25 protein-coding genes and 1 pseudogene are annotated in these 25,251 nt (G+C 60.4%); 6 read left to right on the top strand and 20 right to left on the bottom strand.

Annotated elements, in window-relative coordinates; genetic code table 11:
* Window positions 1-2 precede the first annotated feature (2 nt).
* The 4 genes from FFM81_RS25535 to FFM81_RS25520 form a co-directional block, all read right to left on the bottom strand.
* The gene (locus FFM81_RS25535; RefSeq protein ID WP_138385980.1) at window positions 3-362 is read right to left on the bottom strand and encodes a hypothetical protein; all 360 of its coding nucleotides are present in this window, start codon (window positions 360-362) and stop codon (window positions 3-5) included.
* 1 nt (window position 363) lies between these two features.
* Window positions 364-1,581 (bottom strand): Nramp family divalent metal transporter, encoded by a 1,218-nt coding sequence (locus FFM81_RS25530; protein WP_138385981.1) that lies wholly within the window; start codon window positions 1,579-1,581, stop codon window positions 364-366.
* Window positions 1,578-2,120: a hypothetical protein gene (locus FFM81_RS25525; protein WP_138385982.1), complete on the bottom strand. Its 543-nt coding sequence runs from the start codon at window positions 2,118-2,120 to the stop codon at window positions 1,578-1,580. The genes FFM81_RS25530 and FFM81_RS25525 overlap by 4 nt, the downstream gene beginning before the upstream one ends.
* Before the next feature lie 199 nt (window positions 2,121-2,319).
* Complete coding sequence (locus FFM81_RS25520) at window positions 2,320-3,504, bottom strand: MFS transporter (protein ID WP_138385983.1); 1,185 nt, start codon at window positions 3,502-3,504, stop codon at window positions 2,320-2,322.
* A gap of 850 nt (window positions 3,505-4,354) precedes the next feature.
* Here FFM81_RS25520 and FFM81_RS25515 point away from each other — a divergent pair.
* From FFM81_RS25515 to FFM81_RS25505, 3 genes are all read left to right on the top strand, one after another.
* Window positions 4,355-4,786: a hypothetical protein gene (locus tag FFM81_RS25515; protein ID WP_003568571.1), complete on the top strand. Its 432-nt coding sequence runs from the start codon at window positions 4,355-4,357 to the stop codon at window positions 4,784-4,786.
* 161 nt (window positions 4,787-4,947) lie between these two features.
* Window positions 4,948-5,541 carry a hypothetical protein gene (locus tag FFM81_RS25510; RefSeq protein WP_138385984.1) on the top strand — a complete coding sequence of 198 codons (594 nt, stop codon included), beginning with the start codon at window positions 4,948-4,950 and terminating at the stop codon, window positions 5,539-5,541.
* A 30-nt stretch (window positions 5,542-5,571) separates the two neighbouring features.
* On the top strand, window positions 5,572-6,150 hold the full coding sequence (locus FFM81_RS25505) for a hypothetical protein (RefSeq protein ID WP_138385985.1): 579 nt from the start codon (window positions 5,572-5,574) through the stop codon (window positions 6,148-6,150).
* A 346-nt stretch (window positions 6,151-6,496) separates the two neighbouring features.
* On the opposite strand, the gene FFM81_RS25500 is transcribed toward FFM81_RS25505, so the two are convergent.
* The 7 genes and pseudogenes from FFM81_RS25500 to FFM81_RS25470 form a co-directional block, all read right to left on the bottom strand.
* Window positions 6,497-6,856, bottom strand: a complete 360-nt coding sequence (locus FFM81_RS25500; RefSeq protein ID WP_138385986.1) for a cupin domain-containing protein — start codon at window positions 6,854-6,856, stop codon at window positions 6,497-6,499.
* Window positions 6,849-7,517 (bottom strand): cysteine hydrolase family protein, encoded by a 669-nt coding sequence (locus FFM81_RS25495; RefSeq protein ID WP_138385987.1) that lies wholly within the window; start codon window positions 7,515-7,517, stop codon window positions 6,849-6,851. Before FFM81_RS25495 ends, FFM81_RS25500 begins: the two co-directional genes overlap by 8 nt.
* Complete coding sequence (locus FFM81_RS25490; protein WP_138385988.1) at window positions 7,517-9,067, bottom strand: ABC transporter ATP-binding protein; 1,551 nt, start codon at window positions 9,065-9,067, stop codon at window positions 7,517-7,519. Before FFM81_RS25490 ends, FFM81_RS25495 begins: the two co-directional genes overlap by 1 nt.
* Window positions 9,064-9,764: pseudogene (biuH, locus tag FFM81_RS25485) on the bottom strand (biuret amidohydrolase). The gene FFM81_RS25490 and the pseudogene biuH overlap by 4 nt, the downstream one beginning before the upstream one ends.
* 104 nt (window positions 9,765-9,868) lie before the next feature.
* The gene (locus FFM81_RS25480) at window positions 9,869-10,795 is read right to left on the bottom strand and encodes an ABC transporter permease (RefSeq protein ID WP_138385990.1); all 927 of its coding nucleotides are present in this window, start codon (window positions 10,793-10,795) and stop codon (window positions 9,869-9,871) included.
* The gene (locus FFM81_RS25475; RefSeq protein WP_173883843.1) at window positions 10,795-11,925 is read right to left on the bottom strand and encodes an ABC transporter permease; all 1,131 of its coding nucleotides are present in this window, start codon (window positions 11,923-11,925) and stop codon (window positions 10,795-10,797) included. The genes FFM81_RS25480 and FFM81_RS25475 overlap by 1 nt, the downstream gene beginning before the upstream one ends.
* A gap of 23 nt (window positions 11,926-11,948) precedes the next feature.
* Window positions 11,949-13,076 (bottom strand): BMP family ABC transporter substrate-binding protein, encoded by a 1,128-nt coding sequence (locus tag FFM81_RS25470; protein ID WP_138385992.1) that lies wholly within the window; start codon window positions 13,074-13,076, stop codon window positions 11,949-11,951.
* A gap of 337 nt (window positions 13,077-13,413) precedes the next feature.
* Here FFM81_RS25470 and FFM81_RS25465 point away from each other — a divergent pair, with 337 nt between their 5' ends.
* On the top strand, window positions 13,414-14,106 hold the full coding sequence (locus tag FFM81_RS25465; protein ID WP_003568585.1) for a GntR family transcriptional regulator: 693 nt from the start codon (window positions 13,414-13,416) through the stop codon (window positions 14,104-14,106).
* Window positions 14,107-14,175: 69 nt separating this feature from the next.
* Here the strand turns inward: FFM81_RS25465 and FFM81_RS25460 are convergent, their stop codons facing one another.
* Genes FFM81_RS25460 through FFM81_RS25450 form a run of 3 tightly spaced genes read right to left on the bottom strand, consistent with a single transcriptional unit; the run spans window position 14,176 to window position 17,235 of the window.
* A complete protein-coding gene (locus FFM81_RS25460; protein WP_003568586.1) occupies window positions 14,176-14,973 on the bottom strand; it encodes an ABC transporter ATP-binding protein in 798 nt (265 codons plus the stop codon).
* A gap of 11 nt (window positions 14,974-14,984) precedes the next feature.
* The gene (gene ntrB / locus FFM81_RS25455) at window positions 14,985-15,878 is read right to left on the bottom strand and encodes a nitrate ABC transporter permease (RefSeq protein WP_003568587.1); all 894 of its coding nucleotides are present in this window, start codon (window positions 15,876-15,878) and stop codon (window positions 14,985-14,987) included.
* 58 nt (window positions 15,879-15,936) lie between these two features.
* The gene (locus tag FFM81_RS25450) at window positions 15,937-17,235 is read right to left on the bottom strand and encodes a CmpA/NrtA family ABC transporter substrate-binding protein (protein WP_138385993.1); all 1,299 of its coding nucleotides are present in this window, start codon (window positions 17,233-17,235) and stop codon (window positions 15,937-15,939) included.
* Window positions 17,236-17,636: 401 nt separating this feature from the next.
* On the opposite strand from FFM81_RS25450, the gene FFM81_RS25445 reads away from it, so the two are divergent.
* On the top strand, window positions 17,637-18,026 hold the full coding sequence (locus FFM81_RS25445) for a RidA family protein (RefSeq protein WP_025418544.1): 390 nt from the start codon (window positions 17,637-17,639) through the stop codon (window positions 18,024-18,026).
* 21 nt (window positions 18,027-18,047) lie between these two features.
* On the opposite strand, the gene FFM81_RS25440 is transcribed toward FFM81_RS25445, so the two are convergent.
* From FFM81_RS25440 to FFM81_RS25415, 6 genes are all read right to left on the bottom strand, one after another.
* Window positions 18,048-18,629, bottom strand: coding sequence for an NAD(P)H-dependent oxidoreductase (locus FFM81_RS25440; protein WP_003568590.1), 582 nt, complete (start codon window positions 18,627-18,629; stop codon window positions 18,048-18,050).
* The gene (locus FFM81_RS25435) at window positions 18,629-20,035 is read right to left on the bottom strand and encodes an FAD-binding oxidoreductase (protein ID WP_138385994.1); all 1,407 of its coding nucleotides are present in this window, start codon (window positions 20,033-20,035) and stop codon (window positions 18,629-18,631) included. The genes FFM81_RS25440 and FFM81_RS25435 overlap by 1 nt, the downstream gene beginning before the upstream one ends.
* Before the next feature lies 1 nt (window position 20,036).
* Window positions 20,037-21,350, bottom strand: a complete 1,314-nt coding sequence (locus tag FFM81_RS25430) for a cytosine deaminase (protein ID WP_138385995.1) — start codon at window positions 21,348-21,350, stop codon at window positions 20,037-20,039.
* Window positions 21,350-22,192, bottom strand: coding sequence for an ABC transporter permease (locus FFM81_RS25425; RefSeq protein ID WP_138385996.1), 843 nt, complete (start codon window positions 22,190-22,192; stop codon window positions 21,350-21,352). The genes FFM81_RS25430 and FFM81_RS25425 overlap by 1 nt, the downstream gene beginning before the upstream one ends.
* Complete coding sequence (locus FFM81_RS25420; protein ID WP_003568594.1) at window positions 22,192-23,016, bottom strand: ABC transporter ATP-binding protein; 825 nt, start codon at window positions 23,014-23,016, stop codon at window positions 22,192-22,194. Before FFM81_RS25420 ends, FFM81_RS25425 begins: the two co-directional genes overlap by 1 nt.
* 74 nt (window positions 23,017-23,090) lie before the next feature.
* The gene (locus FFM81_RS25415; protein WP_138385997.1) at window positions 23,091-24,107 is read right to left on the bottom strand and encodes an ABC transporter substrate-binding protein; all 1,017 of its coding nucleotides are present in this window, start codon (window positions 24,105-24,107) and stop codon (window positions 23,091-23,093) included.
* A 185-nt stretch (window positions 24,108-24,292) separates the two neighbouring features.
* Between FFM81_RS25415 and FFM81_RS25410 the strand changes: the two genes are divergently transcribed.
* The gene (locus FFM81_RS25410) at window positions 24,293-25,243 is read left to right on the top strand and encodes a LysR substrate-binding domain-containing protein (protein WP_025418548.1); all 951 of its coding nucleotides are present in this window, start codon (window positions 24,293-24,295) and stop codon (window positions 25,241-25,243) included.
* The last annotated feature ends 8 nt before the right edge of the window (window positions 25,244-25,251 follow it).

Raw genomic sequence — 25,251 nt, 5'->3', positions numbered from 1 at the left:
TATTATCCTCCCGGGATCCACGTGATCACGTGGCGCTTCAGCCAATCCTGACACTGCTCCAACGGCGTCTCGCGACGATCCACATTTACTTCGATGTTGATCCCAACGTCCCTCACTTTTTCCCAGGGCACGCGGAATGCCGTGGCATTCTCATCTATTCCAGCTGGTCGGAGAAGCCAAAGAAGGAAGCGATGCGGCCGGCGGCCCATCCGCCGCGACAGCGTCAGACTACCCATTTCGATGAACGCGACTTTGGGAGCGTCGCCGTCAGAAAGGCTGAGGACGACGCCGTCTGCCTTGCCGATACGGTTTTGCTTCTTGTCGACCATTTGCTTGTCAAGCACTTCGCGGATCAGAAGCATATCATCCTCCAAAGATCTGCAGGGGAAGAGTTATGAGGGCGACGATGAACGACAGGCCGATAATCACTAACACGGCGGTATTGCTGATCCATCCATTACGGTGCTTCCCAACAAAATTGCGATCGTTCATCAAAAACAGAAACGGAATTACGCCGAAGGGCAAGGCCAACGCAGTGATCGCCATCGAGAAAATCGTCAGCTGCAGGGGATCGACGCCAATCGCGATCGGCAGGATGGCGATACCGATGAAGCCTGTATAAACAAGGGAGAATGCTGGATCGGTTTGGGGCTTGGCATCTTCCGACCAATTCCAGCCAAAACCCTGCGCAACCAGGTATGCCTGACCAAGGCTTGCTTCGAGCGCAGCGCCGAAGCAGCTGATTCCAAGCGTTGCCGCGAAAAGGTAAAAACCCCATTTGCCCAATGCTGGGGTCAATATCGGCGCAATCTGGTCATATCCTTCGATATCGGTGATGCCGCGCGGCGGAAAGACGAGTGCTGCCACGATCAGGATTGACGCTGCAATGACGGCACCAAAGCTCATCCCCACCGTCGCGATTACCCGATTGGCGCCGAGGAAGCTCTTATCCCATTTTTCCTCGATCGCGCCTGACGAGTAAAACAAGAACAGAAACGGGGCTATCACGGCGCCGAGAATGCTGACAGCAATGAAACCATAGTGCAGCGGCTCTTTATCCGGCAGCATCGGCACCAGCCCTTTTGCCACCTCCAGCCAGGGCGGATCCATGACAAATACACCCACCACAAAGCATACCGCCACCAAGCCCATGAGGGCTACACCATCTTCGATCATGCCGAATGTGCCCTTCCAGAGCAGAAGCCATACGGTCAAGGCTACCGGCAAGGCCCACCACTGAAAACCGACGCCGCTGACAAATTGCAGTGCTAGCGCAATCCCGCCAATCTCTGACGCGAGGACGAGCAGATTGACGATCGAAATGATCGATAAAGTGACCAGGAAGTAATTCGCTCCAAAACGTTCCCTCATCCCATCGGCGACGGTGTGACGGCTCGCAATGGCAAATCGCCCCGACATTTCAATCAGGAAGATGAGACATACCGTGCCGATGACAATGGGCCAAAGCAAGCTGAACCCATAGGTTGCCCCCGCCTGGCTCGACGTTGCGATCTGGCCGGTTTCAATAAATCCCCCGACGCTGGTGACTATCCCCAGCGAAATTTGAAGCAGCTTTTTCATCCGCCTGCACCAAGGAGTATACGCTGGTCGACCTCGTAGCTGTGAAGCTCGACAAGATCTTGATGGGCCTGGTCGAATCGTCCCTGTCCGATCTCGTCGTGCGCCGCGGCGATCAATCCATTGAGCCTAACGACAGCCGCTCTCGCTTCGTCATATCTCGAGGTTTGCGGCAGCTGCGATGAGAGTTGCAATATCTCCCTATGGCATCGTTGCACGGCAAGATCGGTAAAGCCTTCTGGAACACGTCCGCCAAGGCGGGCATCGAGGATCATCTCGGCGCTGGCGCTCCACAGGAGGATTTCCTGCATTTGCTTGTGAGACTGCTCATCCTTGTTCGTACAGGAGACGAGTGACAGCAATAAAACCGCAGATAACGCTCTGTTCGACCACCCCGGACTTCGTTTCACCCTTCTTCGTGAAACGACGCGAACGTGATCTTGGCCTGCATCTGCCGTGTCGCCGGCCAGTGCGACGTCGCGAGTTTTCGGCGCTCGTCTGTCACGGGTAGAGGAGGTGCGCGCCGGAAGATTATGGGTCAAGATGCGCTCCTTTTGAAGAACGCGCCGAAATCGCGGTTTGGGTTACTAAACAACCGTTTACCGATCAGTTTAGTTCCGCCCTCATGTAAGAACACATGGCGAGGGAGGCCGTAGACACCAAGTAGTCAATAGAGCCCGGCGTCATCACCTATTCTTTAGCTGTATCAATCCCGCAGTAGGGAACCGGCACCACGATCGGTCATCGGTTGACACTCTGAACAGCGGTAGCGCTACCGCCGCCCGCAGCGCGGCGCGGGGCAAGCGCCTTGACCGAAAGGAGCGCGTAGATGATCAGCGGAAGGCAGACGAGATAGGATGTCCTGATACCTGCATGTTCGGCGATGAAACCGAGCAGCGGCGGCGCCAGGAAGAAGACGACGAAGGTCATCTGGCCGAGAGCGGCGACGTTGAGATACGCCGCGCGGTCAGTGCGCTGGGCAGCCGCGGAGACGGCGAGGGGGTAAACCGCGCTGCAGCCGGCGCCCATCAAGGCAAAGCCCGTCAGTGCGACATAGGCATGGGGCGCGCCCCAGACGGCGCAGATGCCGGTTGCCGAAAGAACAAGCAGCATCGTGGCGACGGCGCGCGCGCCAAACCGATCGACCAGCGGATCAACGAACAGGCGCGCCAGCGCCATGCAAAAGGTAAAGAGTGTCAGTCCCAGCCCGCCGATGAAAGGTTCGACTGAAAACACGTCGCGCATATAGATCGCCGACCAGTCGATTCCGGCACCTTCGACGAGAAAGGCGGCGATGCCGATTACGCAGAGCGGCATTAGTCCCCACGTGGGAAGCGCCACCGGCGGCGCCTTGCCCTCGTCCAACGTAATACGCGCTGGCGCATTGCGCATGCCGGCGATTGCCCAGATGCCGATGACAAGGACCGCGATAAAGGTCACGGCGAGATGGAGCTGCATCGAAATACCGGCCTGGCGGACGACCGAAGAGACAAGCGCCGTTACGAAGAAGCCGAGGCTCCAGAAACCATGCGCTCTGTTCATTACGCCGCGTCCTAGCTGCGCTTCGATGCGGTCGATCTCGACATTGAGATTGATCTCCAGCGCTCCGGCGAGCAGTCCCTCGAAGAAAAGCAAACAGAACACGGCCGGCGCGGCACCGATCCATGGCACCAGCGACAGCAGCGCAGACGTGCCGAGAACCGTAATAAACGCCGTCGTCCGTGCACCGAGCCGGGCGATCAAGGGCGAAGACAAAGTCAACGAGATCAAGGCGCCGATCGCAGCCCCTATCAACGTCAACCCAAGCTCGGACTTGTCGACTCCAAGTGAAACCTGCAAATCCGGCATCCTCGACAGCAGCGCCCCCAGCGACACGGCGAAGAGAAAGAAGCAGACATAGATCCGCTGCTGCGGCGCAATTTTCATAATGCAACTCCGGGGATTGACGCGTCGAAGCACAAGACGCGCATTGGGTCTATGACGAATACCTCAAAGGGCCTGAGTTCAAAACTTGTTTCTGAATGGCTGCGACGGAGCAGGCGGTCTTGCTTGACATTCTTCGTGATCACCCGCGCCATCACCTTTTGGAAAGGCGCGATCATTGTGATCTTCACCAGCGCACAGCGGCTGCGCCAACGCTGGCCGTTCCATCGCTGCCAATGTCATGAGGCTCGACCAGCGATCGTCAACGCTACGCCACTCAGGACCTCCAAGGCTCGACGAGTCCCCGGATTATCGGCTACTTTCGAAACCTCTTCGGCAGCACGCCTCGGTCGGAGTCGGTCGGCGAGGAGAACACGTCTCCCGCCACCGGCCGAATATGAAGCATTGCGGCGTCGATGTTGAGGAGCTCATTGGCCTGCGGTGACACCATTTTCCGCAGCACGCTCTCCTTTCAGCGGTGCGGATATGGAGACCGCCGGCGCCTGATCCAGCCAGTCGTTCCACGAACTCTTTGTCAAATCGGCCCGTCACGGCGCGCTTACGGGTGCAACTTCTACCGCGCGATTTTGCGGACGCTGAATTAGCCGATCGTCTCTATCACCGATGTCCCAGCATCGTAGGCCTCACGCGTCAAAGGTCGGTTTTGAAAATGCTCAGGTCATTTGAATGAGTCGGCGCTGGTTCAGATCCCTTCACGAGCGACGGACGTTCGGCCTTCCTTTAGGCCTGAGAATGGCACTGCCGCCACCGCTCGTCGACGATCCCATAGCGCCATTGTTGACTCCGTCTTTCAGTCAGTTGAAAAGAAACTTGGCTATAAAGGAGATGACCGATGGCTGAAGAGAATAATACAGGCACCGCTACCGGAGTTGCGGAAACCGATGCGCCCATAAAAACGGACGTTAAGAAACAGCGCGCGCCGCGTCGTCAAAAGCAAGCTGCCGAACCGGCTCCTGCCGCATCGGAGGCGGTGACCGGACCCTCGTCGGCGGCAGGTGCGGCAAAACCTGGCGGACGGGGCAGGGGAAGAAAGCCGAAGTCGACCGAGGCGAAAGTCTCCGAGAGCAAGAGCGCGCTCAAGGGCGTTGCGAGGAGAAGGTCGGCGAAGTCTGCCGAGCGAACAGCAGAGGTATCGGCACCCGCAATAGACGAGTTGGAAGATTTGATCCAGCTTGAAGAAGAGAACAAGCGGCTGCGCAAATTACTGACCGAAAAGCTGCGCCAGGAAAATACCGATCTGCGCAAACGGCTCGGGCTTGGTTGATCAGAGCACACATGTAATCCGGCCGCGACAGCGGCCCCAGCCACGGCATCTTCGGCAGGAGAAATAGTCGCTGGGCACGTCCTCGTGCCCAGCCGGATTGCCAGTGAGGTTAGAGCAACTGCCGCAGAATAGCAGTCGGGGTTGATTGAGGTGAAGTGCCCATGAAAACACCATGGAAATTCCTTGTCGAATTGACGTCGCGGCGGCGACCGGCAAAGGGGCAGGAGCGCGCGATCGGACATGCCACCGATCCCGAGGCTCACGATATCGATACGGAGCAGACGCAGAAACTCCCCTCCGAAAGTTCCGCTTCCGCAGATCGCAATGAGGCTGTCCCGGCCTTTCACGTTCCGGCGGGCTCGAATGAGAGGGAAGCCGGTCCCGAAGCCGGGCATGCATTGGTGCGGCGGAGCGATGAGGCGGCGCGGACAGCCTCGGCAAACGAGGCCAGTCCCTCTGATGGCAGGGCTGATGTACCGGCGCCGATCAGCGGGACAAGTTTAAAGTCTCAAAGAAATGCTCCGACGAAGCACCGTGAACGTGCAAAGAGAACCCAGGCAGACGTGGTCGCGCGAAGCACTATCGTCGCGCAGGAAACTCAACGCGTGCAGCCGTCATCCTCCCGGGATGCCTTCTTCGACGAAGTGGCGAGCCTTGATGAGGACATCAAAACGCTGAAAAGCGAGCTTGCTCAGAAGCTCCAACTGCAGAACGCTCAACTGAAGAAGATGCTGAAGCGGTTCGACGTTTCGTGAGCTTGGTAAAGAACTAGAGGTCGAATACAAATGAAAACACCGCAGCGAAAGTTCGTCGTCGAATTCAAGTCGGGCCGCCGGCGATCAACGACGCAGCCGGATTCAATCTGGGGAAATACCGATCTCAAGGCTTTTGCCCGTCAGGCCGAGACGGACGCGCCGCACCTATTCGAATCGAAAATGGGATTGGCGGTTTCAAATCAGCCTGGAGAAATGCCGCAGGAGCAGCGGTCGGGAAATCATCTCGATGAGAGGGATAACGCCAGCAACCAAAAGCAGCTTGCGCCGTCATTGACCGACGCCGTGCAGATACCTTCCTTGAAAACCGATCAAGGCTCCGTTGGCGCCATCTCAAGATCGACAAAACATGCAGTCAAACGGCGGGCTCGAGGAGCGGCGCCCCGCATGGACGAGAGCCGCTTGGAACATTCCTTACATGGTGAAAGTGACGAGCGCGGCCAGGCATCCGCCGCAAAGGTTGAAGCACCAATTGACGAGTTGGCGGTGCTTGATACGGAAAACCGACGGCTCAAGGCATTGCTGATCAGGCAACTCCACCAAGAGAACCTGCAGCTTCGAAAGATGCTCGAGCGATTTGACGTCTCTTGAGTTTGTACCTCTGAAAGTTCCCGCGTTCGGCCATGTGGCCTCCGCCGTCTCCATCGCGCCGAACGCCTGTACTTCAGTCTGCGAATGCTGATTTTTGGATGTCTTTATGCCACGTGGCGGAGGATAGGGGTGAATAATTCGATTCCCTTGGACTGCGCCAGAGGTGGAGAGCAGCTCTCAGATTCAGCCCCCATGACCTGCCATTGAAAATTTCTTCCAGATTGGATTGGAGAGCAAAAGGAGCGCATGATGGACCTGCAACAGTTTTGACGTTTCCTCAACCGCGGAGCTGGAGCTCTGATGGCCGGAGCAGGGGTTCCGCTAACGCCATGTGTTTGCCTGGCGCTCAGGCGTTACGCTCACGCTCTTCCAATATTGTCACCGGCCGATCCCATTGGATGAGCACGACACAGCCGGTGTCGCTCCAGACCGAGTGTTCGCTACCGGGTGCGTTGACGATGTAGCTGCCGCGGCCGTAATCGCCGGCTTCATCCGATTGCACTCCGTCGAGCACGAGAATCGTTTCCAGCCCCTCATGCCGATGGCGGGGAACGCCGGCGCCGGCTTCGTATTTCAGGAGCGCCACGCCGGGCTGGTCGCCCTTGAAGGTCCGGATCCAGTGGATCGTCACCTGATCGCGGAAGGGTCCGAACTCCAGATCCCTCCAGCCGCCCGAGGTCAGCAGTTCGCGGGTCGTTTCAGGCATGGACGATGCTCTCCAATATGTCGTCGACATGGGCGGTCCAGCCAACGATTGCGCCTTGGGCGCGGATCATGGCGATGGCTGCGGCCTTGAACTCCGGAAAATAGCTTTCCGTCGCTTCCACCGCGAGCAGGCATTCATAGCCGCGGTCGTTCGCCTCACGCATTGTCGTCTGCACGCAAACTTCCGTCGTCACTCCGGCAAAGACGAGCTGCTTGATGCGCTTCTGTTGCAATACCTCGCCGAGCTCGGTTGCGTAAAAGGCGCCTTTGCCCGGCTTTTCAATCACGACTTCGCCTTTGACCGGAGCAAGTTCCGGCAAGATCGCGGTGCCGGGCTCGCCGGCGATGAGGATACGGCCCATGGGGCCTTCGTCGCCGATCCTGAGTGCGGGAGCGCCGCGGTCGCGTTTTGCCGGTGGCAGATCCGAAAGATCGGGCCTATGGCATTCCATCGTGTGGATGACCGGCAACCCGGCTAAACGGAAGCCCTGGATCAAGCGTTTGACATCGGGCACGATCCTGGTGATGCGGCTGACGTCATTGCCGAGGCTGGCGCCAAAGCCACCGGGCTCGGCGAAATCACGCTGCATGTCGATAACGATGAGCGCGAGCTGGTCATGCTTCAGCGGAAAGGCGAAGGGTTCTGCCTTGATCTCAGCCATCAGTGATGCCCCGCCATATGGGCGCCGATCACGCCGATGTCGGCCGAACGCGCCGCTGTCTCGTAGACCAGCCTGCCTTCGGAGATGACCATGATGCGGTCGGACATCTCGAGCAACTCGTCGAGGTCCTCGGAAAGCAGCAAGACCGCAGTGCCGGAATTGCGCGCCTTCATGATGCGGGCGCGGATTTCGGCGACGGCCGAGAAATCGAGACCGAAGCAGGGGTTGGAAACGATCAGCAGGTCCACCTCGCCGGTGAGCTCGCGGGCGAGCACCGCGCGCTGCACATTGCCGCCCGAAAGTGCCGCGATCGGCGATGAGGCGGAAGCGGTCTTCACCTTGAAGTCGGAAATCAGCGCCGCGGCGCGCTTCTTCATCTTGCCCTTGTTCAGCCAGATCGCGTTCTTGCCGCCCGTTTTCAGGTCGAAAGTGCGGAAGGCGAGGTTTTCGCTGACGGTCATTTTCGGAGCGCAGGCGTTCTGCAGCGGCTCCTCCGGGATGAAGCGGACATTGTTCTTGCGGGTCTCGCGACGTGTTGCGCTATAAGCCGCGCCTTTGACGCTGACACGGCCGATATTGGTCGGCCGCTGGCCAGCAAGGATTTCCGTCAGTTCCTTCTGCCCATTGCCAGATATGCCGGCGATGCCGACGATCTCGCCGGCGCGCACCTTGAGATTGTCGATCTCGATGGTTTTGAGGCCGGACCGATCCGGCGCTTTGACCTGCGCCACTTCGAGGACCGGCTTTGCGGTTTCCGGGACGGGGACGCGGGCATCGAGTTCGGCGAGTTTGACGTCCCCGATCATCATCGCCGCCATCTCGGCTGTCGAAACTTCGCCGACTTTTCCAGTGCCGACAAGCTTGCCGCGCCGCAGGATCGATACGGCATCGGCAAATTTCGCCACCTCGGGAAACTTGTGGGAGATCATCAGCACGGTCAGCTCGCCACGCTGCGTCATCGCGCGCACGAGGCCGAGCATCTCATCGGCTTCTGCGGGCGTCAGCACCGAGGTCGGCTCGTCGAGAACCAGGAAGGAGCGGCCGAGATAGAGCTGTTTGACGATCTCGAGCTTCTGCTTCTCGCCGGCGGCAAGCTCGCTCACCGGCCGGTCAAGCGGGATCTTGAAGGGCATTCGCTCCATGAAGGCCCCAAGATCCTTCCGCTCCTTCGCCCAATTGATGATAGCGGGGACTTCGGCCCGGCTGATGACGAGGTTTTCGGCACCCGTTAGCGAAGGAACCAGCGTAAAATGCTGATAGACCATGCCCAGGCCATAGGTCGCAGCGTCCTTGGGCGAGGCGATCGCCACTTCGCGACCATCGACGGAGAGCGAGCCGGATGTCGCGTGATAGAAACCCATGATGCATTTGACGAGCGTCGACTTGCCGGCGCCGTTTTCGCCGAGCAGGGCATGGAAGCTGCCCGCAGGCACCTTGATCGAGACATGCTCGAGCGCGGTGAAGCTGCCGAAGCGCATCGTCATGTCGATCGTGTCGATGCCGACGGCCCTGCCGGCTTGCGGGAGTGGCGTGTCGCGGATCGTGCTCATGGCAGCTGGCTCACGAGCGTTTCGGAATTGGAGACGGAGCCGAAGACGCCACCCTGCATCTTCACCATTTTGATGGCGGCGAGGTGGTTGCCGTAATCGGTCGCGCCGCAGCAATCTTCCAGCAGCAGGCATTCGAAGCCGCGGTCGTTGGCCTCGCGCATGGTCGTGGAGACGCAGACGTCGGTGGTGATGCCGGTCAGGATGATGTTCTCGATGCGCTTCTGATTGAGGATTAGCTCCAGGTCGGTGGCGCAGAAAGAACCCTTGCCGGGCTTGTCGATGATCGTCTCGCCTTCGATCGGATAGAGTTCCGGAATGATGTCCCAGCCGGGTTCGCCGCGTGTGAGGATGCGCCCGCACGGGCCCGGATCGCCGATGCCGGCGCCGATGCGCTGTGAACGCCAGCGTTTGTTGGCCGGCAGGTCGGCGAGATCGGGCCGATGACCCTCGCGGGTGTGAATGATGTGATAGCCCTTGGCGCGCATGGCGGCCAGCACGCGTTTGATCGGCCCGATGGGCGCCTGAACCAGCGACAGGTCGTAACCCATGTGATCGACATAGCCGCCCTTGCCACAGAAATCGGTCTGCATATCGATGATGATGAGGGCCGTATTGTCCGGCCGCAAGGCGCCATTATAGGGCCAGGGATAGGGATCGGCGTCGATTAATGTCCTTTGGTCTCGACCATGGCGTCCATCGGCTTCTTCTCCTATTTGCCCGCAAGTTTGAATGTTTTGCCGTCGCGGTTGGACCGCTGTGGTCCTTTCGATGCGCCGAGGCTGGACGTCAGCTGCAACCTCGTCATTTTGTCAGCGACAGCGCGCCCGGCGCACCGGCAAGCGAGTGTGTCGGCGAGGAGGTCGCGATCATGATGATAAGGGTGAGCACGTAGGGCGCGGCGTAGAAGAGATAGTAGCCGTGGGTCACGCCGATAGATTGCAGTGCCGGACCGAGCGCACCTGCGCCGCCGAAGAGCAGGGAGGCCAAGAAGCAGCCGATCGGGTTCCAGCGCGCGAAGATGACGAGCGCCACGGCCATCAGGCCCTGGCCTGACGAAATACCCTCGTTCCAGGAGCCGGGATAATAGAGCGAGAGATATGCGCCGCCGATCGCCGCCAGCGAGCCGCCCGCGGCGGTGGCCAGCAGACGCACGCGATCCGGGTTGATGCCCATAGCGCGGGCTGCATCCGTGCTGTCGCCGACGACGCGCAGGATGAGACCCACCCGCGTATTCCTGAAACCCCACCGGAGCGCGAAGGCAAGCAAGGCGCCGAGGATGAAGAGCACATTGATGTTCAGCGCGGCCTGCATCTGCGGCAGGCTCGACCAGAAGCCGAACGGGATGGACGGCAGATGCGGCGCCACCGGCTGGATGAAGGATTTGCCGAGGAAGAAGGCGAGGCCCAGGCCGAACTGCATCATGGCGATGCCGATCGCAATGTCGTTCACCTTCGGCCATTTGCAGATCCAGCCGTGAACGAGACCGAACGTGGCTCCGGTCGCCATGGCGGCAAGCACGCCGAGCCAGGGCGAATTGCTCATGACAGCGACGGCGTAGGCCGTCATCGCGCCGAAGACGAGCGTACCTTCCAGGCCGAGATTGATGCGGCCGGAGCGCTCGGTGATCGTCTCGCCGAGGCTGACGAAGATGAAGGGGGTGGAAACGCGGATGGCGCCCGCCAGGATCGCGAGTGGCACGCCCCAGATGCCGATGCCCGTCTCATCCATCAGAGGCTCCTTTTCCAGAGGTCGGGATTGAAGATCCTGAGGCGCCCGTAGAAGGTCTCGCAGAAGAGGATGACGATGAAGAGCGTGCCCTGCAGCACCAATACGGTGGCATCGGGCAGGCCCATGCGGCGCTGGATCAGGCCGCCCGAGGCCTCTATGCCACCGAGCAGGATCGCAACGGGGATGATCGCCAGCGGATTGTGGCGGGCGAGGAAGGCGACGAGGATGCCGGTATAGCCGTAACCGGCGGCGAGCGAGGCATTGGCGCTGCCCTGGACGGCGGCGACCTCGATCATGCCGGCAAGACCGGCGAAACTACCGGCGATCGCTGTGAAGCCGGCAATCAGCCTGCCGACCGGCAAGCCCTGGATCTGGGCGGCGCGCACGTTACCGCCAGCGATGCGCGCGGCAAAACCGTAGCTCGTAACCTCGATCAGGATCCAGGAGAAGATGCAGGCGAGGATGCCGATGACGAGGCCCCAATGCACATCCATGCCGGAAATGTTGCCGAGCATGTAGTCGGCCGGTAACGGCCTGGTCGAGGGCTTGTTCAGACTGGCGGGGTCGCGCAGCGGCCCTTCCACGAACTGGTTCATCAGGGCGATGGCAATATAGGAAAGCAGCAACGAGGAGATGGTCTCGTTGACGCCGCGGTAGTGGCGCAGGAAGCCGGCAAAGCCGATCCAGACGCCGCCGACGACCATGGCGGCCATCGCCATCAGAATGAGAGTGGGAAATACAGGGACAGAGTTCACAAGCGGCATGGCCATGGCGGCGGCAGCAACGCCGCCCAGCACGACCGCTCCTTCCCCGCCAATGATGACGAGGCCGAGGCGGGCGGGCAGGGCGACGCAGAGTGCCGTCAGGAGAAGGGGTGCGGCACGGCTTAAGCTGTTTTGTACCGAAAACCAGCTGCCGAAGCCGCCGGTGTACATGAGGTAGAAGAGCATGGCCGGCGATTTGCCGATCGCCAGGATGAAGAGGGAAAAGAGCCCGAGCCCGATCAGGATGGCGGCAAGGCCGATGATGACGGGTTCGGCCCTGCGCGCCATCCATTCGAACAGCGGACGCAGCGAGGCGCGGTTGCCGGAGACGACTGGTATTGCGGGATCATCGGCCTGAACGGTCATGTCGCTTCTCCCCTCTCGCGGTTTTACGCCGTCGACCCGACGACACCCTCGACCAGGTAGTTCATGCTTTCAAGCTCGATCGCTTCTTCCGCATAGGCCTTGCCGGCAGCCACGACAGTGTCACCCTTGTTGTCCTTCAGCGGCCCCTTGAAGACCGAGAAGCCGCCCTTCATCATGTCGGCATGGGTCGCTTCGAACGCCTTGCGGCCTGCCTCGGAAACGCCGGGGCCGAGCGCGCTCATCTTCACGAAGCCGTCCTTCAGGCCGCCACGCACGAAGTTGCCGAGCTTTTCGCCGGCCTGCGCCTTCTTGACGAAGTCGCCATAGACATTGCCCCAGGCCCATTCGGCGCCGGTGAGATATTTCTCCGGCGCAAGCGGGCTCTGGTTGGCGTGGTAGCCGCAGACGAAGGCGCCGCGGCCGGCGGCCGTTTCGACCACCACCTTCGGGCTGTCGACATGGCAGGTGATGACATCGGCGCCCTGGTCGACCAGCGCGTTGGTGGCCTCCGCCTCCTTGACGGCGAGCGACCACTCGCCGGTGAAAATCACCTGACAGGTGATACCAGGATCGACCGCGCGCGCGCCAAGGAGGAATGCGTTGATATTCTGCAGGACCTGCGGGATCGGCTTGGCGGCGACGAAGCCGACCTTCTTGCTCTTCGTCGCATGGCCGGCGGCGATGCCATTCAGATATTGCCCCTGGAAAATATAACCGAAATAGGAGCCGGTATTGGCCGGGTGCTTGCCCTCCTGCCACATCCCGCCGCAATGCCGGAACTGGATATCGGGATACTTGGCGGCCATGGCCAGCATGTGTGGATCGAAATAGCCGAAGGAGGTCGGGAAGAGCAGGGCGGCGCCATCGAGATTGATCATCGATTCCATCGTCTTCTGCACGTCGACCGTTTCAGGCACGTTCTCTTCTTCGACGACGGTGATGCCAGGCATCGCCTTGATGGCAGCAGCCCCCTCGGCGTGCGCCTGGTTGTAGCCATAGTCATCCTTGGGGCCGACATAGATGAAGCCGACAGTGAGAGCCGTCTGCGCAAATGCGCGCGAGGAGAGGAGACCGGGCGCCGCGCCGACGAGCGTGGCGGCGGCGGAAGCCTGAAGAAAATGGCGGCGTTTCATGGAAAGGAGTCTGGTCATCGGAATGCTCCCCTGACGGCGGTTCTGCCGGTTTTAATTGGTTACAGGAAAGTGTATGCAATGGTCATGCCAGATTTTATTCTATTGATTTCATAAATGAAATTTTTCCGTCTGCAGACGGAATGCAAGAAGTGCATGCAATTTCACTTGGCATACGATGAAAAAATATGCATCGCCTATAAAATTGTCCGATACCTCCGTCGCTGGGCTTAGAATGCTGATTAAGCCCACGGTGAAAATGCATTTTTGCGAGTGCCATCAATAATATATACTGATGTTTGACTTGGCCTGATTTAGCGGGCATGTGTATGCAATCCTAGCAATGTAGAATCAGTCCTTGAAGCAAGTCAGGCGCAGAGAAATCATCAGGGCAGGGACGACCGTCGAGCAGATGGTGCGGGCGATCGCCGACATGATCGTCACCGGGCAGATGCTGCCCGGCGAGAAGCTTGATGAAGTCTCGCTCGCTGCTCGTTTCGAAGTCTCGCGCACACCGGTGCGCGAGGCGCTCCGTGAACTTGGGGCGATGGGGCTTGTCGACCGAGAGCCGAACCGCAGCGCCGTCGTCACCACCGTGACCGAAACCTATCTGCATTCGATGTTCGAGGCGATGGCGGAACTCGAAGCGATCTGCGCCAGGCTCTCGGCCGAGCGCATGACAGTCGATGAGCGACGCACGCTGGAGCTGGAACACAAGGCATCGATGAAGCTGGTGCATACCGGCGCGGAAGAGGACTATGCGGCGCACAATACCGAATTCCATTCCCGCCTTTATCGCGGCGCGCATAATGATCATATCTACGAGACGGTGACGCAGACACGGGCACGGCTCGCACCCTTTCGACGAGCGCAGTTTCGGCTGCCCGGCCGCCTGGCAAAATCCTACGAGGAGCATGGCCGGATCGTAATTGCGATCATGCGAGCGGACGGTACTGCTGCCGCACAGGCAGCCTATTCCCATGTGGAGATGGTCAGCGATGCGAGCGCGGTCTTTGCCGCAACCGGCGAGCCGAGCGCGCGAAGCACCTGACATCACGCGCGGTCCGTCCGCGACAAGGCGAAAGCCCGGCGGCCGCAGCCGCCGCGGCTGCCTTTGCATTTACTCCGCAGCCTCGATGAAGCGATGGCGTTCATAGAGGAACTTCAGCACGGCTTCGCGGCATTTCAGATATGTCCGGTCGGAGGCGAGTTCGATGCGATGGCGGGGACGAGGCATCGTTACATCGAGTACTTCGCCGATGCGGGCCGCCGGGCCGTTGGTCATCATCACGATGCGATCGGACAGCAGCACCGCCTCATCGACGTCATGGGTGATCATCACCATCGTGTTGCCAAGCCGGGCATGGATCTCCATCACTGCGTCCTGAAGATGGGCGCGGGTCAGCGCATCGAGCGCGCCGAAGGGCTCGTCGAGCAGCAGGATCTTCGGCTCCATCGAAAGCGCACGCGCAATGCCGACGCGCTGTTTCATGCCCCCTGATATTTCCGAAGGCCGCTTGTCTCTCGCATGCGCCATCTGTACGAGATCGAGATTGGCCATGACCCAGTCGTGCCGCTCGGCCTTGGTCTTTGTTCTGCCGAAGACCTTGGAGACGGCGAGATTGACGTTCTCGTAGACCGTCAGCCAGGGCAGCAGCGAGTGGTTCTGGAAGACGACGGCACGTTCCGGACCCGGTTCGTTGACCTCGCGGTTTTCAAGCAGCACGGCGCCTGACGAAACCGGGGTCAGGCCGGCAATGAGGTTGAGCAGGGTCGACTTGCCGCAGCCGGAATGGCCGATGATCGAGACGAATTCACCCTCTGAGATCGTCAGGTTGATGTCCTTCAGCACCTCGGCGCGAACGCCGCCCCGATCGAAATGTTTATCGATATGGTCGAGTTTGAGATAGGCGTTCATAGATGCGCTCCTCAGCTGGCCATGGCGCCGCGGGTGACGAGTTTGCCGAGCGCTGCCACCAGCTTGTCGAGGGCGAAGCCAACGATGCCGATATAGGCGAGCGCGACGATGATGTCTGGAAGGCGCGACGAGTTCCAGGCGTCCCAGATGAAGAAGCCGATGCCGACGCCGCCGGTCAGCATTTCGGCCGCGACGATCGCGAGCCAGGAAAGGCCGACGCCGATTCTGAGGCCGGTGAAGATATAGGGCGCTGCCGAAGGCAGCATGATCTTCCAGAAAAATTCGAGCTGGTTGAGACGCAGCACCTCGGCGACGTTGCGGTAGTCCTGTGGAATGTTGCGGACGCCAACGGCGGTGTTGATGATGACAGGCCAGATCGAGGTGATGAAGATCACGAAGATCGCAGAAGGACTGGAATCCTGGAAGGCTGCGAGCGACAGCGGCAGCCAGGCGAGCGGCGGGACCGTGCGCAGCACCTGAAAGATCGGATCTAGGCCGCGCATCGCCCAGACCGACTGGCCGATGATCGCACCGATGATGACGCCGGCGACCGCGGCAAGCCCGAAACCATAAGCGACGCGCTGCAGCGAAACGAGCACGCGCCAGCCGAGCCCGATATCTTGGGAACCGTAGTTGAAGAAGGGATAGGCGATCAGATCATAGCTCTCCTGCCAGACCTGATGCGGCGAGGGCAAAGATGCATCCGCCGAGGAACACAGCACCTGCCAGACGAGCAGAACGAGCGCGAGAACGGCAATCGGCGGAACGACATTGCAAACTGCGGTCAACCCCGCCTGTCGAAGGTTGAACCGCGAGCCATGTTTGCCGGAAAACGGCACGATCTTTGCTGCCGGTTGGGCGGAGGCGACCGGGGAGGGATTTTGTTTATTTGCCAGGGCGGACATCGACGCGCTCCTCACAGGAATGAAAGGCCGGCGCACCGATGGCGCGCCGGAAGCGGGGTCAGGCGACGGCCTTGATCGAAAGGCTGTCGAGATAGGCGGAGGGGTTTTCGGGGTCGAAGACCTTGCCGTCGAAGAAGGTTTCCTTGCCGCGGGAAGACGATGCGGGAATATCGGCTGCAGCGACGCCGAGATCCTTGGCGGCCTCGCGCCAGATGTCTTCGCGGTTCACCTGGTTGACCAACGCCTTGACATCCGTCGTCGCTGGCAGGTTTCCCCATCGGATGTTTTCCGTCATGAACCAGCTATCGTGGCTCTTGAACGGATAGGAGGCGGCGTCCTTCCAGAACTTCATATAGAGGTCGGTGGCCTTGGCCTCTCGGCCGTTACCATAATTGATGTCGCCCTTGAGGCGGCCGAGCACATCTTTCGTCGGGACGTTGAACCATTGGCGTTTGCCGAGAATGTCGGCCATCTCCGCCTTGTTATCCATGCTTTCGCACCACTGCTGAGCTTCCATCACGGCCATCAGCAGCGCCTTGGCGGCATTGGGATTCTTTTCGATCCACTCGGCGCGCAGCCCCAGCGCCTTTTCGGGATGTCCCTTCCAGAGCTCGCCGGTGGTGGCTGCGGTAAAGCCGATACCCTGGTTGACGAGCTGCTCGTTCCACGGCTCGCCCACACAGAAGACGTCCATGTTGCCGACCTTCATGTTGGCCACCATCTGCGGCGGCGGCACGACGATCGTCGAAACGTCCTTGTTCGGATCGATGCCGCCGGCGGCCAGCCAATAGCGGATCCAGAGGTCGTGGGTACCGCCCGGGAAGGTCATCGCCGCCTTGATTTCCTTGCCTTCGGCCTTCTTCTTCTCGAAGGCCGCCTTCAGCTTCGAGGCATCGAGTTGCACGCCGGTGACGGCATATTCCTTGGCGACGGAAATGCCCTGGCTGTCGAGGTTGAGCCGGGCCAGGATCGCCATCGGCACCGGCTTGTTGTTCTGCGTCACCTTGCCGGTGTGCATGAGATAGGGAAGCGGCGACAGGATATGCGCGCCGTCGATGCCGTTGGCAGCGCCGCCGAGCACGAGATTGTCGCGGGTCGCGCCCCACGAGGCCTGCTTGGCGACGTCCGTTTCGGGCAGGCCATATTTATCGAAAAGCCCCTTTTCCTTGGCGATAATCAGCGGTGCGGAATCCGTCAGGGCAATGAACCCAAGCTTGACGCCTTTCACCTCAGGACCTGGCCCAGCGGCGAAGGCGCCGGACGGAAAGGCAGTCTTGACGGCGCCGATGAGGGCGGCCGTTGCAGTTGTCTTCAGCATGGTACGACGGGTGATGCCGGGTTTCGAATTTTTTGTCATGCGCAGGTTCCCTCTGCTGGCTGAATTTGGACACAAAAAAACGCCGCCGGAATGCGTTCACCGGAGGGGAGAACCCCGGATGGCAATCCTTGCGACGTCGGTGTCTTGCGTAAGCGCTTATGTCGCGCCTATCTGCACCGATCGCCGTTGACCGATGCATTGTGAAGGCCTGCAATCAGCGTGCCAATTTCCAAAGCTCGGATAACCTCATGAACAGAATGACGAAATGCCGAAAACAGGAATTGCCTATTTATTGGACGAAGAGAAAATGTGATCATGATTTATGCGTTTGTATTGCGCCTGCATTTGCAACAGCGTTCTATTTGTGCACCGCACACGGTGGCGAAATGGGGAGAAACTCGATATGACACGCTGTACTCTGGTTGGAGCAGGACATGCCGATGAAGAAGACTTTCAATCCGCCCTCTGTCCGCCGTCCGTTCGGTAATTATAATCATGGGCTGCTCGTGCCGCCGGGCGCGTCGCTGCTCGTCACCTCAGGCCAGCTCGGAATTGGTCTCGACGACGAAGTGCCGGAGGAGATCGGCAAACAGGCCGAGCTATGCTTCGAAGCGATCAAGGCCATCCTTGCCGATGCGGAGATGAGTTTTGCGGACGTTATCCGCATTTCCGGGTTCGTGACGAAACGGGAGGATTTCCCAGCCTATATGGCGGTGCGCGATCGCTATACGCTCGACCCGAAGCCCGTCTCGACACTGATCATCGTCGGCGGCTTCACCCGGCCGGATTTCCTTGTCGAAGTCGAGGTCACAGCCGCCAAGATATTATGATGTCCGGCGGCGCGATGCGCTTCAGAACCGTTCCATCGACGTCTTCACCTTCGCCAGAAACCTCTCCCGCGTTTCAGGCGTACAGTTGTTCATGTCGTAATGAGCGAGAAAGGTGACAGGCCGCAGCGGATTGATCTGTGCTCTCAGCACGCGCTTGACGATCTTCTTCGGCGGATTGCCGGCAACGAAGGCGCGGAATGGCGTTGCTCCATAAGTCAGCACCGCGGCAAGCTTCCTGATATGGCGTAGCCGCGATTCCACCTTGCTGTCGACGAGTTCGAAGGAGACGCCCGGTAGCCAGACGCGGTCGAAATAGCCTTTGAGGATCGCCGGGAAACCGAAATTCCAGACCGGCGTCACCAGCACGAGCCCTTCGGCTCGCTTCAACCGCTCGACATAAGGTTTCACCAGCTCGGTATTGCCGGGATAGTCGTGATAGATGAGCCGGTCGTGGCGAGAGAGCACGGGATCGAAATTCTCGGCGTAGAGATCGCAGGCATCCACCTCGTGGCCGGCCTTGCGCAGGCTTTCCAGCGACTGTTGGTAGAGCGCCTTGCCGTAGCTTTCCTCCACCGGGTGCGAATGCAGCACAAGAACCCTCATCAGGCCTCCATGACGCTTGCAAGCCCTGGGAAGAGATAGTTCTTGCCGGCATCGAAATCGAAGTCCGGGTTCTCCCAGGCGATCATCTTGCCGGGGTTGAGCAACCCCTTGGGATCGGTTTCGTGTTTGAAGGCGAGCTGCACCTTGTCGGTGCGCTTCATGCCGCCTTCCTCCAGCGTGTAACGGTGCGGATTGAAGATCGGGCAGCCGTGATCCTGGTGGATCTTGATAATCTCCTCGAGCCGCGCCTCGGTAGTGTAGCGTACCAGCGGCAGGCCGGAGCACTGGATCTGCCCGTCGAACCGAATGAATTCGAGATGACCAGGGACCTCGTCGCCGAAGATTTCCACCATTTTGGCGACCTTGGCGACGTGATCCGGCCCCGGGTACTGGACCTGCAGATAGGTGAAGCCGGGATCGACCTTCAGCGCCCGCAGCGTCGTGTGGTTCCAGGCAAGCTCATAGGCATGCGGAATACCCTTCATGCTCTCGACCTTGTCGGAGCGGAAGATGACCTCGCCCTTGTGGGCCGAGGTGAAGGCGAGAAAGGCATCCATCGCATGCGGCGCGATCATCAGCACCACCACCGACTGGCCCTTGCGGATATAGGGCTTGTGGCGGGTGAAATAGTCGTGCGGAATGGGCGCCGCGATCGGCGCGATCTCTTTGACGAGGATGCCGTTGCATTTGGCAAGCGCATCCGAAAAGCGCACGCACGCCATGAAGTCATCGTAACCGACGAGAACGTCGACCCAGTCATAGGCAGGCGCGAGCGGCATCTCGATTTCGGTTATGATCCCGTTGGTGCCGTATGCATGGCTGACTTTCTGCAGGTCCCAGCCGGTGAGATCGAGCACGCGCGGCTCGGCTTCCATGGTGACGACGCGCAGGCGCAGAATGTTGCCGAGATCGCGCAAGCCACCCCAGGTGATCGAGCCGACGCCGCCGGAGCCGCCGGCGATAAAGCCGCCGACGGTCGCCATTTGCGCCGTCGAGGGATGGAACCGCAGCTCCTGGCCGGAATGGGCCTTGGTCTGCTTGTCGAGCTGGGCAATGATGATGCCGGGCTCGCAGATCACCCGGCCGGGATGGATCTCCTTGATCTTGTCCATGGCCGCCAGATTCAGCACGATCCCGCCGGAAAGCGGCATCGCCTGGCCGTAATTGCCGGTGCCGCCGCCGCGGGGCGTGACCGGCACGCCGTGGGCGAAGGCGACCTTCAGCGTCCGGATGACATCGTCTTCGTTTTTCGGCGTGACGACGAGATCGGCCGTCACATTGTCGAGCTGCGCTTTCAGTATTGGCGAATACCAGTAAAAATCGCGGCTCTTCTGGCGCACCAGCGCCGGATTGTCTTCGATGGCGATGCCTTCGAGTTCTTGTCTGATCGTTTGATAATCCGGCATGTCAGGCTCCAACGATGCTGTCGAGTTCACGATAGTCCGGCAGGCTGCGGTCGATCACCTTGCCGCGGCGAAGGACGACGCGGTCGGACTGCGGACGGGAAAGAAATTCGCTCCAGCGCCTGGCGCTGAAGAGCACGAGGTCGGCAGCAGTGCCGACAGCAATGCGGCCCATATCGGGCCGGCCGAGAATATCGGCGGGCGAGGTGGTGACGACGCGTGCGGCCGTATCCAGCGGATGGTCGAGATGCAGCATGCGGACCGCCTCGCGGAACACTTCCACCGGGTCGAGATCGCCATAGGCGTAGAAGGGATCGCGGGTATTGTCGGAGGCAACGGCGGTTGCGACGCCGGCTGCCGCCAATTCGTGGAAAAGTGTCACGCCGCGCCAGCGCGGTGTGCGGCCGGGATAGCGGTCCTGCAAATAGAGGTTGCACATTGGCAGCGAGACGATAGCAAGACGGGCCTCGGCGACGAGCTCGACCGTGCGTTTTGCGGTTTCCCCGTCCTGGCGGGCAAGCGAGCAGCAATGGCCGGCCGTCACCGTGCCGTCGAAGCGGTTGCGCAGCACCGCTTGCGCGATCGCCTTCAGGGTTTCTGCCGCCGGATCGTCGGTCTCGTCGACATGAAGGTCTATATCGAGGCCGTTATCGGCGGCGGCTCTGAACAGCGTGTCGAGCTGGCTCTCGAGATCGGCGCTCATTCGGGTGACGCCGCCGATCAGCCCGCCCTTTTTGCGGACCAGGCCGACGAGATCGGCGAAATAGGCCGTGTCCGCCATGTTCTCCAGCGGAAAGAGCGCTACCGCCTGCAAAGCGATGCTGTCCTTCCAGACATCGCGCATCTCGGCAAAGAGCTCGAAGGAGATGCGGTGCTGCGGCGCAAGGGAATCCAGATGAGTGCGGATCAGGCTGGTGCCGTGCGCGTAGGCGCAGCGCAGGGAAAACTCCATGCGCTTCTTCACGTCGCCAGCCGACCAGTGCGCTTCGCGGTCTGCGCGCACGGCCTCCAGCGCTCCCTGGAAATTGCCGTCCGGATTGGCGTTGCGCGGCCAGATGTGACCCTTGTCGAGATGCGTATGCATATCGGTGAAGCAGGGCCAGACCATGCCTTCCTTGAGGTCGGACTTCGCCAGTTCGACCGGCGCTTCGCCCGGCGGCAGCAGGGCCGAAATCATGCCGTCGGCGATGACGATATCGGCCCTGACGAGCCCTTCGGCGGCGGGCGCTTCGTAACCGGCAACGGCGGCGGCAGGCAGCGTCGCGTTGCTCAGCACGAAGCGGCCGGCATTCGGCGGCGAAATAAAGGAATAGCTCATCAGTTTTCCCGTTTCAGGCTGCTCTCGTGCCAGCGGTGCAGGGCAAGCCACGAAATGAACGAGGTGACGGCGAAGATCGCGACGCCGAGCAGGGAGAGCATCAGCAGCGCCGCAAAGAGGCGCGGAATGTTCAGCCGATACTGTGCTTCGAGGAGCCGGAAGGCGAGCCCGGAGCCGGCGCCGGCCGAGCCCGCGGCAAATTCCGCGACGACTGCGGCAATCAGGGCAAGGCCACCGCCGATCCTGAGGCCGGTCATGAAATAGGGCTGCGCGGCCGGCAGCTTGAGAAAGAACAGCGTCTGCCAGCGGGAGGCGCCGTAAAGTTCGAACAGGTTGATGAGGTTGTGGTCGACGCTTTTCAGCCCCTGGACCATATTCGATAGAATCGGGAAAAAGGCGACAAGGAAGGCGCAGATCAGCAACGCCACCTGGGTCGACGGCGCATAGATCAGGATCAGCGGGGAGATCGCCACGACGGGTGTTACCTGCAGGATGACCGCGAGCGGATAGAAGGCGAGTTCGATCCAGCGCGACTGTACGAGGAAGATCGCAAAACCGACGCCGCCGACAAGCGCCAGCATCAGCGACAGGAAGGTGATCTTGGTGGTGACCCAGAGGGCGGGGGCGAGCGTGCCCCAGTCGGTCACCAGGGCGTTGGCGACGGCGGCCGGTCCAGGCAGGATGTAGGGCGGGACGCCCGACAGTTTGACGTAGATGGACCAGGACAGGATAAAAAGGGCGATGACCAGGAAGGGGATGGAAATGCGCAGCGCCAGATCGCGGCGCCCAGCTCTGGCTGCGCCTTTAGGACGCAACGGTGGTGCATTGGTTTCGTCGCGCATTACTGATCTCCTGCCGCGTTGATGGCGCCGATCAGCGAATGCGACACCGTTTCGCAGGCTTTGCGATATTCTTCCGAGGTGCGGTAATGGGCGTCGCGTTCGAGGCTGGTGGCGAGCGGAACGTCGGCATGCACGCGGCCGGGTCTTGCCTTCATCACGACGATGCGGCTCGAGAGATAGGCGGACTCAAAGACCGAATGGGTGACGAAAATGACGGTAATGCCGGTCGTCTTCCAGAGCCGCAGCACGTCGTCATTGAGCTTCTGCCGGCTGATTTCGTCGAGCGCCGCGAAGGGCTCGTCCATCAGCAGCAGCTTCGGTTTCGTCACCAGTGCCCGGGCAATCGAGACGCGCATCTTCATGCCTCCGGACAGTTCTCGCGGATAGGCGTTGGCGAAATCCTGGAGGCCGACGGTGGTCAGCACCTCCATGATCCGGTCATGCGCCGCAGCCTTCGAAACGCGCCTCAGCCTCAGCGGCAGATGGACATTGTCGAACACGTTCTTCCACGGCATCAGCGTCGGCTCCTGGAAGACGAAGCCGATGTCGCCGTCCGGAAGGCCGCTGGCATTGATGCGCGAGCTCGGCCAATCGATTGCACCCGAGGTGACGTCGCCGAGGCCGGCGATGATGCGCAGCGCCGTCGACTTGCCGCAGCCGGACGGGCCGAGCAGACTGACGAATTCGCCGCTTTCGACGGTGAGCGACATGTCTGAAAGCGCTACCGTTCCGCTGGAAAAGACCTTCGAGACCGAGCGCATGGCGACCAGCGGCCGCGTGCGCGCCTCTTTCGGGGATAGGGCCTGGGCTTCTGCTAAAGGCATTGCCTGTCTCGTTCACTGGGGAAGAGGATGCGATCCGCCGCATCTGCGGCGGATGCTCGCCGGCATCGGCCAGCCTATTTCTTCAGCGCCACGCCGGTGTTCTTGCAGACAAATTTCGTCGTGAACGCCTTGGTGTAGTCCGTCTCTGGCTTGAAGACCTTGATATCAACCATTTCGGTGAAGAACGCCTTGTAATGCGCATCGGTGATGCAGCCGATGCCCTTGTCGAGGCTGTCGCCGGATTCGATGATCCCGTATTCCTTCATCTTGGCGATGGAATAGGCGATCTGACCATCCGTCATTTCGGGATTGTCCTTCTTGATCAGCGCGTTCGCCTTGCTGTTGTCGCCGTAGAGATAGTTGTACCAGCCCTCGATCGAGGCATCGACGAAGCGCTGGACGACGTCGGATTTGCTGTCGATCATCGTCTGGGTGGTGGTGATCATCGTCGAATAGGGGGAATAGCCGTTATCGGCGAGCAGGAAGACTTTCGGCTCGAAGCCGGCCTGCTTCTGGATCTCGTAGGGCTCGGATGTGAGGTAACCTTGCTGTGCGGACTCCTTGTCGGCGAGGAACGGCGCCGGGCTGAAATTGTAGGGCTTGTACTGCTCGTCCTTGAAGCCCTTGAAGTTCGCCTTCATCCATTCGAAATAGGTGAGATAGCCGTCCTTGCCGAGAAACAGGGTCTTGAGCTTGGCGAGATCTTCGAATTTGTTGATGCCGGCATCAGGATGGGCGATCAGAACCTGCGGATCCTTCTGGAAGATCGCCGCGACGTCGACGAGCGGAATGCCCTGTTCGACCGCCGAGATTTCGCCCTGCGGACCGCCCATGTAGAAATCGATCTTGCCGGAGATGAGCAGGGCGCTGTTGGCGGCATTTGGGCCGCCCTGCACGATGGTGACGTCGAGGCCATGTTTGGCATAGGTGCCGTCGGCAACCGCCTGGTAGAAGCCGCCATGCTCTGCCTGTGCCAGCCAGTTGGTGCCATAGCTGACCTTGTCTGCCGCCTGCGCCGAGACGGCGGCGCCAAGCGCACCGCCAAGGCCGACGAGTGCGGAAAAGACCGTATTCTTCCGTGCAATGCGCATGATCAATGTTCCCCTTCTAAGTTCGCAACGCCCGTGGCGACGTCGGATTTTCTTCATAGGAGCGATTGCTTTGCTCTTTGAAAAGCATCAAATTTCGTGCGCAATGATGCCTTTTCGGCATCTCTCCGAAAGCCTGTGCCTAATTTGTGCTGTCTGCTCTGTTTTTATGCAATGAGGTTGCTGCGATGCTGCATTCCAGAAAGCTTCTCTACATCAACGAGATCGCCCGAGCCGGCTCGATCCGCAAGGCGGCGGCGCGGCTGAATGTGGCGTCTTCGGCGATCAACCGGCAAATCCTGGCGCTGGAGGAGGAAATCGGCGCGCCGCTCTTCGAGCGCCTGCCACGCGGCCTGCGCCTGACGGCGGCCGGCGAACTCTGCATCGAGCATATTCGCGAGGTCTTGAAAAATTACGAGCGGCTGGAGAGCCGCATTCGCAGCCTCAGGACGCAACAGGCTGGCAAGATCCGCCTGGTGACGACGGTGGGCCTGGCCGCCGGCCCGCTGCCCGAAATTATCGCCCGGTTCCAGTCCGAGCATCCGCGCGTCTTCATGCAGTTGCGCAATGATGCGGGGACGATGACGGTCAACCCGGTGTTGTCGGGCGAGGTGGATATCGGCCTCGGCTTCAACATTCCGGCGACGCCCGGCATCCGCACGCTCGGCAATTTCGACATCCCGATCGGCGTTGTGCTGCCTCCCGGCCATCCGCTGATCGCTTCAGGTCCGATCAACCTTGCCGATATCGTCCAGGAGCGTCTGGTGTTGGCGCAGCAGGGCACCAGCCTGCGCGACGTGATCAATCTGGCGATGGCCCGCCTCGACGTGCACATCGAGCCCGTGCTGGAAACCAATGCGTCGGAGATGCTGAAGAAGCTGGTCAAATCAGGGGCCGGTGTGACGATGCTGAACCCGCTCGACGTGATCACCGAATGCCGACAGGGCGAACTTGTTTTCCGGCCGATCGCCGAGCCGCATGCGCGCCACCAGACGATGAAACTTTTCGCCCGCGCGCGCACCCCGCTTGATTCCGCCACCAGCCTGTTCGTCGAGTATCTCCTGGCCGAGCTCGCCGGCCTGGTACAGGAACTGCAGGCAAAGGGGCATATCGCGATGGAAAGGTCCGTCGCGATCTGAACCCTTCT

Origin of the sequence: Rhizobium hidalgonense (genome assembly GCF_005862185.2) — a bacterium.
Classification (GTDB): domain Bacteria; phylum Pseudomonadota; class Alphaproteobacteria; order Rhizobiales; family Rhizobiaceae; genus Rhizobium; species Rhizobium hidalgonense.
The sequence above is the reverse complement of the archived record's forward strand: the minus strand, read 5'-3'. Positions and strand labels throughout refer to the sequence as shown.

Excerpts from the sequence above, each read along its gene's own strand:
- FFM81_RS25535 (WP_138385980.1), bottom strand. The coding sequence starts at position 362 with ATGCTTCTGATCCGCGAAGTGCTTGACAAGCAAATGGTCGACAAGAAG.
- FFM81_RS25530 (WP_138385981.1), bottom strand. The coding sequence starts at position 1,581 with ATGAAAAAGCTGCTTCAAATTTCGCTGGGGATAGTCACCAGCGTCGGG.
- FFM81_RS25520 (WP_138385983.1), bottom strand. The coding sequence starts at position 3,504 with ATGAAAATTGCGCCGCAGCAGCGGATCTATGTCTGCTTCTTTCTCTTC.
- FFM81_RS25515 (WP_003568571.1), top strand. The coding sequence starts at position 4,355 with ATGGCTGAAGAGAATAATACAGGCACCGCTACCGGAGTTGCGGAAACC.
- FFM81_RS25510 (WP_138385984.1), top strand. The coding sequence starts at position 4,948 with ATGAAAACACCATGGAAATTCCTTGTCGAATTGACGTCGCGGCGGCGA.
- FFM81_RS25505 (WP_138385985.1), top strand. The coding sequence starts at position 5,572 with ATGAAAACACCGCAGCGAAAGTTCGTCGTCGAATTCAAGTCGGGCCGC.
- FFM81_RS25500 (WP_138385986.1), bottom strand. The coding sequence starts at position 6,856 with ATGCCTGAAACGACCCGCGAACTGCTGACCTCGGGCGGCTGGAGGGAT.
- FFM81_RS25495 (WP_138385987.1), bottom strand. The coding sequence starts at position 7,517 with ATGGCTGAGATCAAGGCAGAACCCTTCGCCTTTCCGCTGAAGCATGAC.
- FFM81_RS25490 (WP_138385988.1), bottom strand. The coding sequence starts at position 9,067 with ATGAGCACGATCCGCGACACGCCACTCCCGCAAGCCGGCAGGGCCGTC.
- FFM81_RS25480 (WP_138385990.1), bottom strand. The coding sequence starts at position 10,795 with ATGGATGAGACGGGCATCGGCATCTGGGGCGTGCCACTCGCGATCCTG.
- FFM81_RS25475 (WP_173883843.1), bottom strand. The coding sequence starts at position 11,925 with ATGACCGTTCAGGCCGATGATCCCGCAATACCAGTCGTCTCCGGCAAC.
- FFM81_RS25470 (WP_138385992.1), bottom strand. The coding sequence starts at position 13,076 with ATGACCAGACTCCTTTCCATGAAACGCCGCCATTTTCTTCAGGCTTCC.
- FFM81_RS25460 (WP_003568586.1), bottom strand. The coding sequence starts at position 14,973 with ATGAACGCCTATCTCAAACTCGACCATATCGATAAACATTTCGATCGG.
- ntrB (WP_003568587.1), bottom strand. The coding sequence starts at position 15,878 with ATGTCCGCCCTGGCAAATAAACAAAATCCCTCCCCGGTCGCCTCCGCC.
- FFM81_RS25450 (WP_138385993.1), bottom strand. The coding sequence starts at position 17,235 with ATGACAAAAAATTCGAAACCCGGCATCACCCGTCGTACCATGCTGAAG.
- FFM81_RS25445 (WP_025418544.1), top strand. The coding sequence starts at position 17,637 with ATGAAGAAGACTTTCAATCCGCCCTCTGTCCGCCGTCCGTTCGGTAAT.
- FFM81_RS25440 (WP_003568590.1), bottom strand. The coding sequence starts at position 18,629 with ATGAGGGTTCTTGTGCTGCATTCGCACCCGGTGGAGGAAAGCTACGGC.
- FFM81_RS25435 (WP_138385994.1), bottom strand. The coding sequence starts at position 20,035 with ATGCCGGATTATCAAACGATCAGACAAGAACTCGAAGGCATCGCCATC.
- FFM81_RS25430 (WP_138385995.1), bottom strand. The coding sequence starts at position 21,350 with ATGAGCTATTCCTTTATTTCGCCGCCGAATGCCGGCCGCTTCGTGCTG.
- FFM81_RS25425 (WP_138385996.1), bottom strand. The coding sequence starts at position 22,192 with ATGCGCGACGAAACCAATGCACCACCGTTGCGTCCTAAAGGCGCAGCC.
- FFM81_RS25420 (WP_003568594.1), bottom strand. The coding sequence starts at position 23,016 with ATGCCTTTAGCAGAAGCCCAGGCCCTATCCCCGAAAGAGGCGCGCACG.
- FFM81_RS25415 (WP_138385997.1), bottom strand. The coding sequence starts at position 24,107 with ATGCGCATTGCACGGAAGAATACGGTCTTTTCCGCACTCGTCGGCCTT.
- FFM81_RS25410 (WP_025418548.1), top strand. The coding sequence starts at position 24,293 with ATGCTGCATTCCAGAAAGCTTCTCTACATCAACGAGATCGCCCGAGCC.